General features: G+C 59.3%; 12 protein-coding genes and 1 tRNA gene. 7 read left to right on the top strand and 6 right to left on the bottom strand.

Features of this window, described 5'->3' with window-relative positions; genetic code table 11:
- Positions 1 to 21: 21 nt before the first annotated feature.
- Positions 22 to 447: an Lrp/AsnC family transcriptional regulator gene (locus A9D60_RS08710; protein WP_065267363.1), complete on the top strand. Its 426-nt coding sequence runs from the start codon at positions 22 to 24 to the stop codon at positions 445 to 447.
- Between the two features lie 58 nt (positions 448 to 505).
- On the opposite strand, the gene A9D60_RS08705 is transcribed toward A9D60_RS08710, so the two are convergent.
- On the bottom strand, positions 506 to 973 hold the full coding sequence (locus A9D60_RS08705; RefSeq protein WP_065267211.1) for a disulfide bond formation protein B: 468 nt from the start codon (positions 971 to 973) through the stop codon (positions 506 to 508).
- 2 nt (positions 974 to 975) lie between these two features.
- Entirely contained in the window at positions 976 to 1,554 is a 579-nt protein-coding gene (locus tag A9D60_RS08700; RefSeq protein ID WP_065267210.1) for a YqaA family protein, read from the bottom strand.
- Between the two features lie 163 nt (positions 1,555 to 1,717).
- Between A9D60_RS08700 and A9D60_RS08695 the strand changes: the two genes are divergently transcribed.
- Positions 1,718 to 1,803 (top strand) — tRNA-Leu (locus A9D60_RS08695).
- A 145-nt stretch (positions 1,804 to 1,948) separates the two neighbouring features.
- Here A9D60_RS08695 and A9D60_RS08690 read toward each other — a convergent pair.
- The 4 genes from A9D60_RS08690 to ypfJ all read right to left on the bottom strand — a co-directional run bounded on the left by A9D60_RS08690 (position 1,949) and on the right by ypfJ (position 5,795).
- Complete coding sequence (locus A9D60_RS08690) at positions 1,949 to 2,995, bottom strand: dipeptidase (protein ID WP_065267209.1); 1,047 nt, start codon at positions 2,993 to 2,995, stop codon at positions 1,949 to 1,951.
- 28 nt (positions 2,996 to 3,023) lie between these two features.
- Entirely contained in the window at positions 3,024 to 3,689 is a 666-nt protein-coding gene (locus A9D60_RS08685) for a class II aldolase/adducin family protein (RefSeq protein WP_065267208.1), read from the bottom strand.
- A 16-nt stretch (positions 3,690 to 3,705) separates the two neighbouring features.
- Entirely contained in the window at positions 3,706 to 4,812 is a 1,107-nt protein-coding gene (gene mtnA / locus A9D60_RS08680; RefSeq protein ID WP_065267362.1) for an S-methyl-5-thioribose-1-phosphate isomerase, read from the bottom strand.
- Between the two features lie 137 nt (positions 4,813 to 4,949).
- Positions 4,950 to 5,795, bottom strand: a complete 846-nt coding sequence (gene ypfJ, locus A9D60_RS08675; RefSeq protein ID WP_065267207.1) for a KPN_02809 family neutral zinc metallopeptidase — start codon at positions 5,793 to 5,795, stop codon at positions 4,950 to 4,952.
- Positions 5,796 to 6,101: 306 nt separating this feature from the next.
- Between ypfJ and A9D60_RS08670 the strand changes: the two genes are divergently transcribed.
- The 5 genes from A9D60_RS08670 to A9D60_RS08650 all read left to right on the top strand — a co-directional run bounded on the left by A9D60_RS08670 (position 6,102) and on the right by A9D60_RS08650 (position 15,299).
- The gene (locus A9D60_RS08670) at positions 6,102 to 7,253 is read left to right on the top strand and encodes an efflux RND transporter periplasmic adaptor subunit (RefSeq protein WP_065267206.1); all 1,152 of its coding nucleotides are present in this window, start codon (positions 6,102 to 6,104) and stop codon (positions 7,251 to 7,253) included.
- Between the two features lie 3 nt (positions 7,254 to 7,256).
- On the top strand, positions 7,257 to 10,382 hold the full coding sequence (locus A9D60_RS08665; RefSeq protein WP_065267205.1) for an efflux RND transporter permease subunit: 3,126 nt from the start codon (positions 7,257 to 7,259) through the stop codon (positions 10,380 to 10,382).
- 800 nt (positions 10,383 to 11,182) lie between these two features.
- Positions 11,183 to 12,148: a TAXI family TRAP transporter solute-binding subunit gene (locus tag A9D60_RS08660; protein ID WP_065267204.1), complete on the top strand. Its 966-nt coding sequence runs from the start codon at positions 11,183 to 11,185 to the stop codon at positions 12,146 to 12,148.
- A gap of 113 nt (positions 12,149 to 12,261) precedes the next feature.
- Positions 12,262 to 14,871, top strand: a complete 2,610-nt coding sequence (locus A9D60_RS08655) for a TRAP transporter permease (RefSeq protein ID WP_065267203.1) — start codon at positions 12,262 to 12,264, stop codon at positions 14,869 to 14,871.
- On the top strand, positions 14,868 to 15,299 hold the full coding sequence (locus tag A9D60_RS08650) for a universal stress protein (protein WP_065267202.1): 432 nt from the start codon (positions 14,868 to 14,870) through the stop codon (positions 15,297 to 15,299). Before A9D60_RS08655 ends, A9D60_RS08650 begins: the two co-directional genes overlap by 4 nt.
- Positions 15,300 to 15,316: the final 17 nt, after the last annotated feature.

The following is a 15,316-nucleotide window of genomic DNA, read 5'->3' as shown; positions in this document are numbered from 1 at the left end:
TTGATCAAAATGGGATGGGACATGGACAAAACGGATGAGCGGCTGGTTTCAGCACTGCGGCATAACGCGCGGGCGTCGCTTTCGGATCTGGCGCTGGAACTGAACCTGTCGCGGACCACAGTGCGGGCACGGATCGAGCGGCTGCAGGCGCGGGGGGATATTCTTGGATTTACCGTTGTCCTGAAGGAGGATGTGCTGCGGGACCCGGTGCGCGGACTGATGATGATCGGGATCGAGGGCCGTGGCACCAGCCGGATCACCCGGCAACTGCAGGGACTGCCGGAGGTGCGGGCGATTCACACCACCAACGGTCGCTGGGATCTGATTGTTGAACTGGGGACGGAGACGCTGGAAACGCTCGACGCTGCTCTGGCCAAAATCCGGACGTTCGAGGGCGTGGTGAGCAGCGAAACCAATCTGCTGCTGGCAACCAAGAAGGACACCTGACGCAAGATTTTGCAATGTGGCCAATCCCTTGAAGGCCGCATTGCAGCTTACCAAAAAGTTAACTCTGCTTACGTATGTGGTTTGCCGCGGAAATCCACAACAGCGCGAGGCCAAAGGACGCGAGTGCGTTCCAGCTGGCCATGGAGAGCGACAGCATCTCCCAAGGGACCTCGTCACAGCGTACCAGCGGCGCAGCCATGATTTGTTCCATGAGCTGGTCCGGCGACAGCCCGCCGATGGGGCCGGACGTGCAAGTGCTGGGGCCCTCCCACCAGCCGCGCTCGACCCCGGTATGATAGGCGCCGACCCCGGCAGTAGCCAGTGCCGCCAGCGCGCCCAGATAAGGCAGTACAGCTCCCGGGATAATCAGCGCAAGAAGGCCGATGCCCGCGGCTGCTGCGTGCGGGTAGCGTTGCCAGTAGCACAGCTTGCAGGGTGCCATTTCGCCAATGTACTGAAAGCCAAGGGCGCCAAGAAGCAGCGCGGCAGAGCCGCCAGCTGCCAGAACGATTAGAATCCTGTGCATTATCAGATGAACCTCACCATCAGAAAACCGCCGAACAGGATCACCACGAAGGCAGTGAAAACCAGCCCCAGGCGGCGTTCAATGAAATCGCGAACCGGGGCACCGAACTGCCACAGAAGACCTGCTACGATGAAAAAACGCAATGCCCGTGCTAGGATAGAGGTGGCAATGAAAGTGCCGAGCGGCATTCCGGTCCAGCCCGACATGATGGTAATCACCTTGTAGGGGAACGGCGTGATGCCCGCGCCCAGCACCGCCCAGAAGCCAAAATCGTTGAAACGGGTGTTGAACTCTGCCATGGCACCGCCCTTGCCCATGGCCTCCAATACCGGCTGGCCGATGCTTTCATAAAAAAAGGAGCCAATTGCATATCCCAGAACGCCCCCAGCCACAGACGCAACCAGCGCAACGAGAGCGACCAGCCATGCCCGCGATGGGCGGGCCAGGATCATCGGGATCATCAGAACATCCGGCGGGATCGGAAAAACCGAGCTTTCAACAAAGGCAACCGCCGCCAGGCACCACAGCGCCTTGGGATGATCGGCCAAGGCCATTGTCCGGTCATATAACGGTTTCAGCATGCTGGGTCCTGCGTCCTCAACGGCATTTTCCTAGGGAGGTGGCATGCGCGCGGCGCTCCGTCAAGCTGGGCAGAGGCTGATTTTGCCACCCGGTGTATTTTCAGCGGCTGAGTGCCGTTTGCCTCTGGACCTTGGCCGAATGCTTGGCTAGGAACAGGGCGTGGCCCAAGTGGCGGAATGGTAGACGCAGGGGATTCAAAATCCCCCGCTGGTGACAGCGTGCCGGTTCGAGTCCGGCCTTGGGTACCAAAAAAAACAAAGGCCTGCAGCGTGTTCTTGCTGCAGGCCTTTGTTTTCTTTATCCTCTGCGCCTCTTTGAAAACGCCTCCCGCAGACTAGCTGGAACCGTGCACCGTTCAGCTGAGTTGTGCCTCTGGTGACATGCAAGGCTATGCTATGTCCAGGTCTGCTCCAGAACCCGAAGCCAATTACCGTGGCAGAGCTTGGCCATTAACTGGTCATCGAAACCGTGCGCCTTCATTGCATCGCGCAGCACTGGCAGACCTGAAAGATCCCGGATTGCCGCGGGCACAGTTGCGCCGTCAAAATCCGAACCCAGTCCGACTCTGTCTTCACCAAGCTCGTCGATAAGGTAGACGAGGTGTTCGATCATTTTGGCAACTGGCGTGTCCGCGTCCATACGACCGTCTTCGCGCAAGAAGGCAACGGCGAAATTCAGCCCGACCAAGCCATCGCTGTCGCGGATCGCATGTAGCTGCCGGTCCGTCAGGTTGCGGCTGTGCGGGCACAGGCCGTGCGCATTGGAGTGGGTTGCGACCAAAGGTTTTCTGCTGTGGCTGGCAACATCCCAGAAACCCGCTTCGTTCAGATGAGAAAGGTCGATCAGGAGTTTAAGTTCATTGCATTTTTTTACCAACCGGATGCCTTCTGGTGTCAAGCCGAGGCCGGTGTCGGGGCTTGAGGGAAAGCGGAACGGCACGCCGTTGCCGTAGATCGTGGGACGGCTCCACACCAAGCCGAGCGAGCGCAGGCCTGCGGAGTGCAGGACCTCGAGCGTATGAAAGTCCGGGTCGATTGCCTCGGCGCCTTCCATATGCATGACGGCCGCCATGATTCCACTTTGCATTGAGTTGCGGATGTCAGCAGCAGTGCGGCAGATCTTCAGCGCACCTTGACGCTCAAGACGTTTCAGTATCGCGGCCTGAGCAAGCGCGATTTGCGCTGATCGCGACCAGTCCAGGGCTGGCGGCAAGGGCAGGTCATAGCTCTCGGCAATCATTTCTTCCATGAAGCTTGAGTCGGCTTCGTCCGGAACGAAGATCGCAAACAGGCCGCCTGCATAGCCGCCTTTCTGAGCTTTGGACAAGTCGATGTGATGGCCGCCGGACCCCAGGAAACCATTCTTATCTTCTGTGACATTGCCGGATTGGAACTGCAGCAGCAGGTCGTTATGCCCATCGAAGATCAGCGGATGTTCCATACCGGCTCCATTTTGCGTATTTGCAAGGTCATCGGCTGTCTTTCAGGCCGTAATCCGAGAAAGCTGCCACAACTTCCGAAATCTCGTCTTCGCTCAGGATGTGTGGTTTGCCGATGGTTAGGCTTGTCACGTAGCCCTTTGACAGTGTTTCTAATTCCACCATTCGCCACAGGGCTCGCGAAAGGCTGTCCCCGGTGGTTACCGCCCCATGGTTTGCCATCAGGCATGCGCTGCGGTCCTGCAAGGCGCGGTTGATATTCTCCGACAACTGGTGGCTGCCAAACAGCCCGTAATCCGCCACTGGCACATCGCTGCCGCCAAAGGCCGCGACCATGTAGTGGCAGGCAGGGATTGCCTGACGGTTCATCGCCAGCGCGCTGCAATAGACGGGATGGGCATGGACCACGGCATGCACGCCGGGTTTGGCCTTCAGGATTGCCAGATGAAAGGGCCATTCGGTCGAGGGCTTCAGCTGTCCCTCCGGTGCGGCGCTGCCGTCCAGCGGCATCAGGACAAGATCTTCAGGCGCCATTTTCCCGTATGGGACTCCCGACGGGGTGATCAGCATGTGATCACCCGCGCGAACTGAAATATTGCCGGAGGTACCCTGATTGATCCCTGCGGCATTCATTTCCAGGCAGGCGTCAATCACGGCCTGCCTGAGATCGGTGCAGTCCCGGTGCGGTGGTTTCATTGGACCGACCCGGGCATCAGGCGGATTTTGCTGCGGCCATTTCGGGAAACAGGCCCGCGAGACCTTCCTCGGATGCTTTGCAGATGCCGCGCTCAGTTATCAGCCCGGTTACCAGCCGGTTCGGCGTCACATCAAAGGCCGGGTTGCCACCTGGGGTTCCGTCCGGTGTTACCTGCACAGTGCCGATTGCTCCGTCTTCGGTCTTGCCCTGAACATGGGTGACCTCACTCTCGCTGCGTTCCTCGATCGGGATTTCCGCAACCCCGTCAGAGACCGTCCAGTCGATGGTCGGCGAGGGCAGGGCGACGTAGAACGGAACCCCGTTATCGTGGGCGGCCAGTGCCTTCAGATAGGTGCCGATCTTGTTGCAGACATCGCCGCGGCGGGTGGTGCGGTCGGTGCCGGTGATGACCAGGTCAACCTGACCGTGCTGCATCAGGTGACCGCCGGCATTGTCTGTGATGTAGCTGTGGCTGATCCCGTGGCTGCCCAGTTCCCAGGCGGTCAGCGCACCCTGGTTGCGGGGTCGTGTTTCGTCGACCCAGACGTGGATCGGAATGCCTGCCTCATGCGCCTGGTACATCGGGCTGGTGGCTGTGCCCCAGTCGACAGTTGCCAGCCAGCCGGCGTTGCAGTGTGTCAGCAGCCGGACCGGCTCACCCGCGGGTTTTTCGGCGGCGATCTGCCGGATCAGTTCCAGCCCGTGCGCGCCAATGCAGCGGTTGATTTCGACGTCCTCATCCGAAATTGCATGTGCCAAAGCCAACGCAGCTTCGGCCCGCTCTGCCTCATCCAGGGGCCGCAGATGCCCGCGGCAGCGGTCTAGGGCCCAGCGCAGGTTGATCGCGGTCGGGCGGGTCGCGTTGAGAAAGTTCCAGGCCTGATCCATGGAAGCATCGGACGGGTCCAGGCGCATCGCGAGGGCCATGCCATAGGCAGCTGTCGCCCCGATCAAGGGAGCACCGCGGACCCGCATCTCAACAATGGCATCGGCAAAGTCCTGCAGCGTTTCGATCTTCTGAATGCGGAACTCCTGCGGCAGCCAGCGCTGGTCGATGATCTGCAACGCGTCCTGTTCGTGGTTCCACCACAGGGAACGGTAGTGTGTCCCGTCAACTTTCATTCTGCTGCCTCCCTTGGTTTGCTGCAGCACCGCGCAAGCGGCTGAAATCATTCAGCCCTGCGTGTCCCGTGCGGTGCTGCGTGTTGCTAGACAAACACCGGCATCAAAGGAATTCAATGGCCTGCACACTCAAAGCGTCACAAGGAACTGGCTGAGAAAGTATCACAGGACTTTACTTCACCTGTTTGGAACCCGCGGGCAAACCACTTTTGCCGCTGTGCGCTGGTGCCGTGGGAAAACGTGTGCGGCTGGGGCACTCGGCCGGCATTCCGCTGCAATGTGTCATCACCGATCTGCTTTGCGGCATTCATCGCCTCTTCGACGTCGCCGGGGTCCAGCGTGCCCAGCGCGTCCTGCGCGTAGCGCGCCCAGATCCCGGAGAAGCAGTCCGCCTGCAGTTCTGTACGGACAGAAATCGAGTTGGATTCAACTTCGCTCACACGGGCTCTGACGCGCTGGGTCTCGCCAAGGATGCCAAGCTCGTTTTGAACATGGTGAGCAACTTCATGGGCGACGACATAGGCGGCTGCGAAATCGCCCCGCGCGCCCAGCCGCTGGCTGAGTGTGGTGAAGAAGGAAGTGTCGAGATAGACCTTTTCGTCCAGTGGGCAATAGAATGGTCCAGTTGCGCCGTTTGCACCGCCGCAAGGAGACTGGGTAACTCCCTTGTAAAGGACAAGAATGGCCGGATTATACCGCCGTCCAAGCTGCTGTTCGAATATGGAGGTCCATACAACTTCGGTATCAGCGAGGGCGACGCTGACAAACTCAGCAGCCTCTTGATCGGCTGCAGTGACTGGAGCATTGGTACTGGATTGCGGTGCGGATCCTTGCAGCAGCGGCGTCAGATCGACGCCGAAAAAGGCCCCGGCGACAACAATGAGCAGAAGGCCGGCGCCGCCGATCCCGGCACCTTTGCCGGACATCCGGCGGCCCCGCCGGTCTTCGATATTCCGGCTTTGCCGCCGCCCTTTCCACCGCATGTCATGCTCCTTGCTTTCAAGCCAGGCACCCTTGCCGCAACAAGGTAATTGCCTCGGTACGGTAATCAAATCCCGCGTGAAGCGACTGGCTGCAGGTTTCCTATGTTAAACGTATGGCGACGGGCGGCAGTTCCCGACCGCCGCTGCGGGTTTTAACCGTCTGCAGCGACAGAAGTTTCTTTAAGATGCGTGTGCAGCTTGCAGACGTGTGCAGAGAAAGTATTCAATAGGGTAACGATTTGGATACGGGGCGGCAGTCCGGTTTGGCGGCTGTTGGAAATTTTTGTTTAATTGAGAGGCTCAAGAATGACGTGTTTCTGGAACAGGGGCCTGACCGGCCGGACCGGGCTGGCAGTGGTTGCAGCTGTTAGCCTGGCATTTGCCGGTGCAGCACTGGCGCAGCAGCAAGGTGCTGCTCCCAAAGTGTCGGTTTCCGAGGCGGTGATCAAACCGATCAAGGATACGGCGACATTCATCGGCCGGGGAGAAGCGATCGACAAGGCCGACATCATGGCCCGGGTGAGCGGATATCTGGAAGAAGTGCTGGTCCGGGATGGCGCTGAGGTTGAAAAGGGCGACATTCTGTTCCGCATCGAGCGCAGCGCCTATGAGGCTGTGCTGGAGAGCCGCCGGGCCGAATTGGCACAGGCTGAAGCCAATCTGGAACTGGCATCATTGGAACTGGTCCGGAAACAGGAATTGTTCGAGCGCGGATCGGTTCCGGAAGCCGACCGTGACACAGCCCGCGCCAATGAACTGGTGGCCGAGGCGCAGGTGCGCGCCGCTGCGGCCGCAATTCAGCAAGCGGAACTGGATCTGAGCTATACCGAAGTCCATGCGCCGTTTTCCGGCCGTGTCGGGCGTGTGGAGGTCAGTATCGGTGACGTGGTCAGCCCTAGCGGATCGCCGTTGGTGAATATCGTGCGTGAAGCACCCGTCTATGTGTCCTTCTCGCTGAACGAAAAGCAATTCGTCGAAATCCTGCAGGAGCTTGAGGCCGAGGGAATTGACCGCGGCAATACCGAGACCGCTCCAGAGGTGTTCGTGGTGCTGCCCAATGGGGCAGAACTGGAGGAGAAGGGACGGATCGCCTTTGCAGGCAACCGGGTTGATCCGACGACAGGCGCTGTCACCGTGCGGGCGGAATTCAAAAATGACGAACGGCTGATCCTGGACGGGGCGTTTTTAACAGTCGGCCTTCAGTCGCAGGAGGCTGTTGAGCGCGTTGTGATCAGCCAGGCAGCAATTCAGCGGGACCAGCAGGGTCCGTTTGTTCTTGTGGTCGACGATCAGAACCAGGTCCAGCAGCGTTATATCGCCACCGGTGATGTTCAGGGCACCGGGATCATCGTTCTGGACGGGCTGACGAAAGGCGAAACCGTTGTAGTCGAAGGCCTGCAGAAAATCCGGCCCGGTGTCGAGGTGGATCCGGTCATGGCAGCACAGGCAGGAGAATAACCGATGTTCTCCTCCACATTTATTTCAAGGCCGAAATTTGCGATCGTCATCTCCCTGGTGCTGACGGTAATGGGGGTGATCGGCTATTTCGCACTGCCGGTTGCGCAGTTCCCGGAAATCACGCCGCCAGTGGTAAATGTCACTGCCAGTTACCCGGGCGCCAACGCCGAAACCGTTGAGAAGAGCGTCGCAGCGCCGATTGAGGCACAGGTCAATGGTGTGGACGGGATGCTGTATATGTCCTCCACCTCCGCCGACAACGGCAGCTACTCGCTCGCAGTGACATTTGAGGTGGGCACTGATCCCGATATCGCTTCGGTCAATGTGCAGAACCGGGTAGCGCAGGCTGTGGCAGCCCTGCCGGCCGAAGTCACGGCAAACGGTGTCGTGACCCAGAAAAGCTCCTCGAACATGCTGCTGGTAGCGGCGCTGACCTCTCCCAACGGGTCTTACGACAGTGTGTTCCTGTCGAATTATGCAGCCATCAACATCAAGGACGCTCTGGCGCGAGTGAATGGCGTCGGCAAGGCGGATATCCTGACAAACTTCGAATACGCTATGCGGGTCTGGCTGGACCCCAACAAGATGGCAGGCCTGGGCATTTCACCTGGCGATGTGATCAATGCGGTGCGGGAACAGAATATCGAGGTCTCGGCGGGGCAGGTGGGTGCACCGCCGGTACCAGGCGATCAGGTGTTCCAGTACACGATCAAGTCGAAGGGCAGGCTGACCGAAGTCAGCGAGTTCGAGGACATCGTGATCCGCACCGGCGAAGGCGGCAGCACCGTGCGTTTGGCGGATATTGCCCGGGTGGAACTGGGGGCCTCCAACTACAGCGCTTCCGGTTTCTTCGACGGCGTGCCATCTACAATTCTGGCGATTTACCAGGCTCCTGGCGCCAACGCTCTGGCGGTGTCCGAGGCTGTTCTGGCGGAAATGGAAAGGCTGTCGCAGGTTTTCCCCGAGGACGTCGCGTATTCGGTGCCGTTCAATACCACGGATTTTGTGGAACAGTCGCTCAACGACGTAGTCTCCACTCTGATGATGACCTTTGTACTGGTGATCTCGGTTGTATTCATCTTTCTGGGGTCGTTCCGCGCCACCATCATTCCGGCAGTGGCCATCCCGGTTTCACTGATCGGGACCTTTGCCTTCCTGCTGGCGCTTGGCATGTCCCTCAACACCATCTCGCTCTTTGCGCTGGTGCTGGCGATCGGCATCGTGGTGGATGATGCCATCGTGGTGGTTGAGAACGTCGAGCGCATCATTGCCGAGGAAGGGCTGTCACCGCCAGATGCGACCCGCAAGGCGATGGGGCAGATCACCGGCCCGGTTATCGCAACCACACTGGTGCTGCTGGCGGTATTTGTGCCGGTTACCTTCATGCCGGGGATTACAGGCAAGCTGTACTCACAGTTTGCGGTGACGATCTCTGTTGCGGTGGTGATCTCTTCGGTCAACGCGCTGACACTGTCACCGGCGCTCTGCGCTATTGTGCTCAAGGCCCGTTCCGGCCCTCCCAAAGGCTTGTTGGCAATGTTCGAGAACATGATCGGCGGGGTGCGCAGCGGGTATCTTAGCATCGTGACGCGTTTGCTGAGGTTGCCGGTTATCGGGCTGGCCATCATTGCTGCAGTGGCCTTGGGAACCGGTGCGGTTTTTAATTCCACTTCCAAAGGTTTCTTGCCGCTGGAAGACAACGGCTATCTGTTTGTTGATGTGCAGCTTCCCGACGCAGCGGCGCTGGGGCGCACTGAGGCTGTGACACGCCGGATAGACGAGCAGATCCGCCAGATTCCGGGCGTCAAGGGCACGGTCCTGGTCAACGGCTTCAGCCTGCTGAACGGTGCCAGTGCCAATGGTGCGATGATCATCGCCAACTTGGACCCGTGGGATGAGCGGAAGGACGAAGCGTTGCAGCCGAACGCGATCCTGGGTCAGATCTACGGTATCGCCAATGGTGAGGCCGCAGCCAGCATCGTTGCCTTCAACCCGCCGCCAATCTCCGGCCTGGGGATGTCGGCTGGTGTTGAAATGGCAGTACAGCAGACCGCTGGCGGCACACCGCAGGATTTGGCGCAGTCCGTCGGGTCGCTGGTCTACTCCGCAAATCAGCGGCCTGAGATTGCCCAGTCCTACACCACCTTCCGGGCCAATGTTCCGCAGGTGTTTGTCGATTTGGACCGGGAAAAGGCCAAGACATTGAATGTGCCGATTGCCGAGGTGTTCCAGACCATGCAGGCACACCTGGGTTCCTATTATGTCAACGACTTCAACCTGTTCGGCCGCGTCTACAAGGTGATGCTGCAGGCAGAGGGGTCTTACCGCGACAAGATCGAAGATATCGGCGGCCTGTACGTGCGGGCGCAGTCGGGCGAAATGGTGCCATTGTCGACCCTGATCGATGTCGAGAATGTTCTGGGGCCGGTACTGCTGAAGCGGCACAACATTTTCCGCTCGGCAACCGTCACCGCTGTTCCCGGACCTGGGCTGTCCACCGGCGATGCTATCCGGGTGATGCAGGAGGAGGCCGCAACGGCACTGCCGCCGGGTTATGCCTTTGAGTGGACCGGCACCGCTCAGCAGCAGTTGGATTCAGCGGGGCTTGTGACCGTGATTCTGGCGATGGCTGTCCTGTTCGGTTACCTGTTTCTGGTCGGGCAGTACGAAAGCTGGACGATGCCGGTTGCTATTCTGCTGTCGGTGATTGTCGCCCTGTTCGGGGCCGTGGCTGCGGTGGCGATAGCTGGCAATGACATCAACCTCTACACGCAGATCGGGATGATCATGCTGATCGGCCTAGCGTCAAAGAACGCCATCCTGATTGTGGAGTTCGCGATGGAGCAGCGGGCAGCCGGCCTCAGCATCCGCGAAGCCGCGCAAGAAGCAGCCAAGCAGCGCTTCCGGGCAGTGATGATGACGGCATTGTCCTTCCTGCTAGGGGTGGTGCCGTTGCTGATTGCGTCTGGTGCTGGCGCCGCCAGCCAAAAGGCCATCGGCATTGCGGTTTTTGGCGGAATGCTTGCAGCAACCGTTGTCGGCGTCATCGTCGTGCCGGTGCTCTATGCGATGATGCAAGGCATGCGCGAGCGTATCAAGGGCCAGCCAAAAACCAGTCCGGCCGAGTAAGCCATGCTTCCCCGGCAGGCATTTGGTTGCCGGGGAACTGTTCCACCCTTGAGCGGATCAAAGAGCTTGAGGAAATAGAGGATCAGGCCGCCTGACGCGCCCTCAATCCGCGTTGATGCGCTTCGGCCAGAATCAACTCCCACTTTCGGGGGGTGCACCGAAATTCAGGCTCCACGTCGCAAGTCAGCGGGGCGCTGATTTCCCGTGGAAGCCGACGGGCCTGAGCCGATACACACCGCTCCAAAGCCCAAAAGTCCGTCAGCGACGGATTGCTGAAAATTACTTGGCTCAGCAGCATTGCTGCAAGCTCCCTGTCAATTGCTGGTAACGGCCCCGGCGTTTCTTAAACCGTGGCTCAAATTTTTTTATGGGCTGTTTAATAGCCATGTTGCGGCGGTTTGTCACCGGTTGATTTTCGGCATTAAAAAACCACCGAAAATGAGTGCGAAGCTGAGTTGAAGTCTTCGGGTTCGAATGACGCAACTGAGAATCGCGCGCAACTCATCTTTACCTTCAAGAAAAAACTTTGCGCCGGGACCATGCGGAAGTGCCGTACGTTTGCGGGGAAAAATATCTAACTGGCGTCAATAACGGGAAAAAAAGGTCCCAAAGAGGGTGCGTCAATAAATAGCAGTCTTGACTTGCGAGGGTGCCAGTGGAACCCTTCTGCGCGTGCAAAATAATCCGCACACAGCTTGCCTGGCGGGCCGGAACTGACGGCTGCGGGACAACTGCAGACATGTATTCCAGGCGGACGCGGACAAGCTGCAATTCATAAGACAAGTGGGAGAGACTTGATCATGAAACACACCAAGCTGGCTATCGGTGCATTGGTGGCGGCGTCCTTTTCGGCGCCCGCAGCATTTGCTCAGGAATATATCACCATCGGCACCGGCGGCGTGACCGGCGTGTATTACCCGACTGGCGGCGCCATCTGCCGTCTGGTGAACAAGGGCCGCAAGGAGCACGGCTTCAAATGCGCCGTCGAATCCACCGGCGGCTCGGTCTACAACATCAACACAATCCGCGAAGGCGAGCTGCAGTTCGGCGTGGCCCAGTCCGACTGGCAATACCATGCGTACAACGGCAGCAACAAGTTTGAGGAACAAGGCCCGTTTGAAGGCCTGCGTGCTGTTTTCTCGGTTCACCCGGAACCTTTCACCGTCGTGGCGCGTGCAGACGCAGGCATCTCCAGCTTTGACGACCTCAAGGGCAAGCGCGTCAATATTGGCAATCCGGGCTCCGGCCAGCGCGGCACCATGGAAATTTTGATGGAAGCCAAGGGCTGGGGCATGGAAGATTTCGCCCTGGCAACCGAGCTGAAAGCGGCAGAACAGTCCGCGGCTCTGTGCGACAACCAGATCGACGCGATGATCTACACCGTTGGCCACCCGTCCGGCTCCATCCAGGAAGCCACCACCGCCTGTGACTCCGTGCTAGTGACCGTGGACGGCGAAGCGGTTGAAAAACTGGTTGCCGAAAACTCCTTCTACCGTACAGCGACAATTCCCGGCGGCATGTACCGCGGGTCCGACAATGACACCAGCACCTTTGGTGTTGGCGCGACCTTCGTCACCTCCGCCGACGTCTCTGAGGATGCGGTTTATGCTGTGGTCAGCTCTGTCTTCGAGAACTTCGAAGCTTTCCAGAAGCTGCACCCGGCCTTTGCCAACCTGAAACCGGAAGAGATGATCGCAGACGGCCTGTCAGCGCCGCTGCATCCGGGCGCAGAGAAGTACTACAAAGAAAAAGGCTGGATCGAATAATCCGCCAGACAACAGGAACGGGGCGCATCAAGCGCCCCGTTTTTGCCTGAGGCCAAAGGCCCGGGTTTGACAAGACAGGCCCCGGAAAACGGCGGCCGAAGGGGAGATTATCCATGACATCCGATGCTCAGGGAAATCGGCCGCTCAGCGAAGAAGAGCTTCAGGAACTGGTCGCGTCCTCAGACGCCGGCGCCCGCAACCCGGTAGGGAGCGTGGGGCTGTTCCTGGCGATTGTCGCCGTGATCTGGTCCGTGTTTCAAGTCATCCTGGCCTCGCCGGTAGCCAACCTGCTGCTGCCTGGGAGCGTGATCAACAATTCGCGCCAAATCCATTTGGCCTTTGCCATTTTCCTGGCCTACGCGGCCTATCCCGCGTTGAAATCCAGCCCGAGGAATTACATTCCGGTGCAGGATTGGATTTTTGCATTGGCCGGCACCGCGATCGCGCTGTACGGCTACATTTTTTATCAGAAAATCGTTGATTCCGGCGGTCTTGCCGATGACATGGACAAGTGGTTTGCTCTGGCTGGCCTGCTTTTACTTTTCGAAGCGGCCCGGCGCGCGCTTGGTCCGGCGATGGCGATCATTGCGACGATCTTCCTGGCTTATGTCTTCTTCGGCTCCTCCGAATGGGTGCCCGAGGTTATCCGCTGGAAAGGCGCCAGTCTTAAAAAGGCGATGAGCCATATGTGGATTACCTCCGAGGGCGTGTTCGGCATTGCCTTGGGGGTCTCCACCAAGTTTGTCTTCCTCTTCGTGCTGTTCGGCGCGCTGCTGGATAAAGCAGGGGCCGGCAATTACTTCATCAAGATGGCATTCGGGGCGCTTGGCCACCTGCGCGGCGGCCCGGCCAAAGCGGCTGTTGTCGGCTCTGCCGCAACCGGCCTGATCTCCGGCTCTTCCATCGCCAACGTGGTCACCACCGGCACCTTCACGATCCCGCTGATGAAGCGCGTCGGTTTCACCTCTGAGCAGGCTGGGTCGGTTGAGGTCGCCTCTTCCGTGAACGGCCAGATCATGCCGCCGGTGATGGGGGCTGCCGCCTTCCTGATGGTGGAATACGTGGGTATCTCCTATGTCGAGGTGATCACCCATGCCTTCCTGCCGGCCGCGATTTCCTACATCGCGCTGGTCTACATCGTGCACCTTGAGGCCGTGAAGCGGAACATGCCGACACTGGGCAACCGCGTGGTTTCCATGGGCCGTACCATCGGGGGCATGGCCTTGTTCTTCGCGGGCTTCGCAGCGCTCTGCTATGGCGTTCAGTACCCTGTGAAATGGATCATTGCAGCGATGCCCGGCGCCTCCGGTCTGACCCTTTCGGCACTGGTTGTTGCCGCCTACATAGCGCTGCTGTGGCTGGCTTCGGGTGTTGATGACCTGGTGCCGGATGACCCCAACGCCAAGGAGGTCGAACTGCCGGTGGTCGCCGAGATTTACAAGGCGGGGCTGCATTACCTGCTGCCGATTATCGTACTGGTCTACTTCCTGATGATTGAACAGAAGTCGCCTGGCCTGTCGGCTTTCTGGGCCACCGCATTGCTGTTTGTCATTTTGCTGACCCAGAAGCCGCTCAAGGCAATCTTCCGTGGTCAAAGCAACATGGCAAACGCCTTCGTCGAAGGAGTGCATGACCTGTGGAACGGTCTGATTGACGGCGCCCGCAACATGATCGGTATTGCGCTGGCAACCGCCACCGCAGGCGTGATCGTGGGCACGGTGACTTTGACCGGTGTGGGTCAAGTGATGGCTGATCTGGTCGAGTTCGTTTCGGGCGGCAACCTGATCCTGATGCTGGTGATGGTCGGCCTCTTGTCGCTGGTGCTGGGCATGGGCCTGCCGACCACCGCCAACTACATCGTTGTCAGCTCGCTGATGGCTGGTGTGGTGGTGGAGCTGGGAGCCCAGTCCGGCCTGATCGTTCCGCTGATCGCCGTGCACCTGTTTGTGTTCTATTTCGGGATCATGGCTGACGTGACACCGCCTGTTGGGCTTGCCAGCTTTGCTGCTGCGGCTGTGTCGGGGGGGGATGCAATCCGCACCGGGTTCACAGCCTTCTTCTACAGCTTGCGGACCGTGGCGCTGCCGTTTGTGTTCATCTTTAACACCGATCTGCTTCTGATTGACGTTGGTTGGACCCAGGGCATTCTCGTGGCGATCTCAGCTACAATAGCGATCCTTGTCTTCACTGCCGGCACGATGGGCTATTTCGTCAGCCGAAGCCGGATCTACGAAAGCGTGCTGCTGGTCTTTGCCGCCTTTGCGCTGTTCCGGCCTGACTTCTTCATGGACCGGGTGATGCCGCCGTTTACCCAGGTTCCTCCAGCCCAGCTGGCGCAAGCCCTGGATGAGGCGGAACCGGGGGCAGAATTGCGCATCACCGTGGAAGGTCCTGATTTCGACACGTCTGAGATCAAGAGCACAACGATGATCATGACCGCCGATGGCTCCGAAGGGCAGGCGGCAGTGGATGCCTATGGCCTGCTGCTGCTGGAGGAGGACGGTGCAGTCAAACTGGAAGAGCCGATGTTCGGCACGCCGGCAGCCCCCAGCCTGGACAGTTTCGATTTCTACGCTGATGCACCGGTGCAGATCGTGGCGATCCAGGCCCCCGCCAGCCAGTTGCCTAAGGAACTGATGTTCCTGCCGGCGCTACTGCTGGTGGCGCTGGTCGCCCTGTTGCAGCGCGGTCGCGCGCGTGAAGAAGAAGGAGTAACGGCATGAGCAAACCTGTTCTTTGCGCTTTGGAGCTGAACGACCAGACACTGGACGAAATGGTCCTGTCCCAGGCCGCCCGGCTGGCCGATTTGGATGGCGCGCAGCTGGATGTTGTCAACGTGCTGCCGGACTTCGGCGAAAGCTGGGTCTCGGGATTCTTTGAGGAGCATCACCACGAAAAGGCAGTCAAGGACACCACGCAACGGCTGACCGAGCTGTGCGAAAGCGTTCTGGGCAAGGAGCGTAATGCCAAGGTCCGCCATCTGGTGGCAACCGGAACGGCGTATCAGGAGATCTTGAAGGTTGCGGAAACCGCAGGCAGCGGGTTGATCGTGATCGGTGCGCATAAGCCGGATCTGAAGGATTACCTGCTGGGGCCAAACGCAGCCCGGGTGATCCGCCATTCGGACTGTTCGGTCTTTGTGGTTCGCTAAGCCAGATAAGGGCGCCT

It is taken from the genome of Leisingera sp. JC1, assembly GCF_001679925.1.
GTDB lineage: Bacteria > Pseudomonadota > Alphaproteobacteria > Rhodobacterales > Rhodobacteraceae > Leisingera.
This window is presented reverse-complemented; position numbering and strand designations above follow the sequence as displayed.

Bases quoted from the DNA above. Each gene is read 5' to 3' on its own strand.
- A9D60_RS08710 (WP_065267363.1), top strand. From the start codon at position 22: ATGGACAAAACGGATGAGCGGCTGGTTTCAGCACTGCGGCATAACGCG.
- A9D60_RS08705 (WP_065267211.1), bottom strand. From the start codon at position 973: ATGCACAGGATTCTAATCGTTCTGGCAGCTGGCGGCTCTGCCGCGCTG.
- A9D60_RS08700 (WP_065267210.1), bottom strand. From the start codon at position 1,554: ATGCTGAAACCGTTATATGACCGGACAATGGCCTTGGCCGATCATCCC.
- A9D60_RS08690 (WP_065267209.1), bottom strand. From the start codon at position 2,995: ATGGAACATCCGCTGATCTTCGATGGGCATAACGACCTGCTGCTGCAG.
- A9D60_RS08685 (WP_065267208.1), bottom strand. From the start codon at position 3,689: ATGAAACCACCGCACCGGGACTGCACCGATCTCAGGCAGGCCGTGATT.
- mtnA (WP_065267362.1), bottom strand. From the start codon at position 4,812: ATGAAAGTTGACGGGACACACTACCGTTCCCTGTGGTGGAACCACGAA.
- ypfJ (WP_065267207.1), bottom strand. From the start codon at position 5,795: ATGCGGTGGAAAGGGCGGCGGCAAAGCCGGAATATCGAAGACCGGCGG.
- A9D60_RS08670 (WP_065267206.1), top strand. From the start codon at position 6,102: ATGACGTGTTTCTGGAACAGGGGCCTGACCGGCCGGACCGGGCTGGCA.
- A9D60_RS08665 (WP_065267205.1), top strand. From the start codon at position 7,257: ATGTTCTCCTCCACATTTATTTCAAGGCCGAAATTTGCGATCGTCATC.
- A9D60_RS08660 (WP_065267204.1), top strand. From the start codon at position 11,183: ATGAAACACACCAAGCTGGCTATCGGTGCATTGGTGGCGGCGTCCTTT.
- A9D60_RS08655 (WP_065267203.1), top strand. From the start codon at position 12,262: ATGACATCCGATGCTCAGGGAAATCGGCCGCTCAGCGAAGAAGAGCTT.
- A9D60_RS08650 (WP_065267202.1), top strand. From the start codon at position 14,868: ATGAGCAAACCTGTTCTTTGCGCTTTGGAGCTGAACGACCAGACACTG.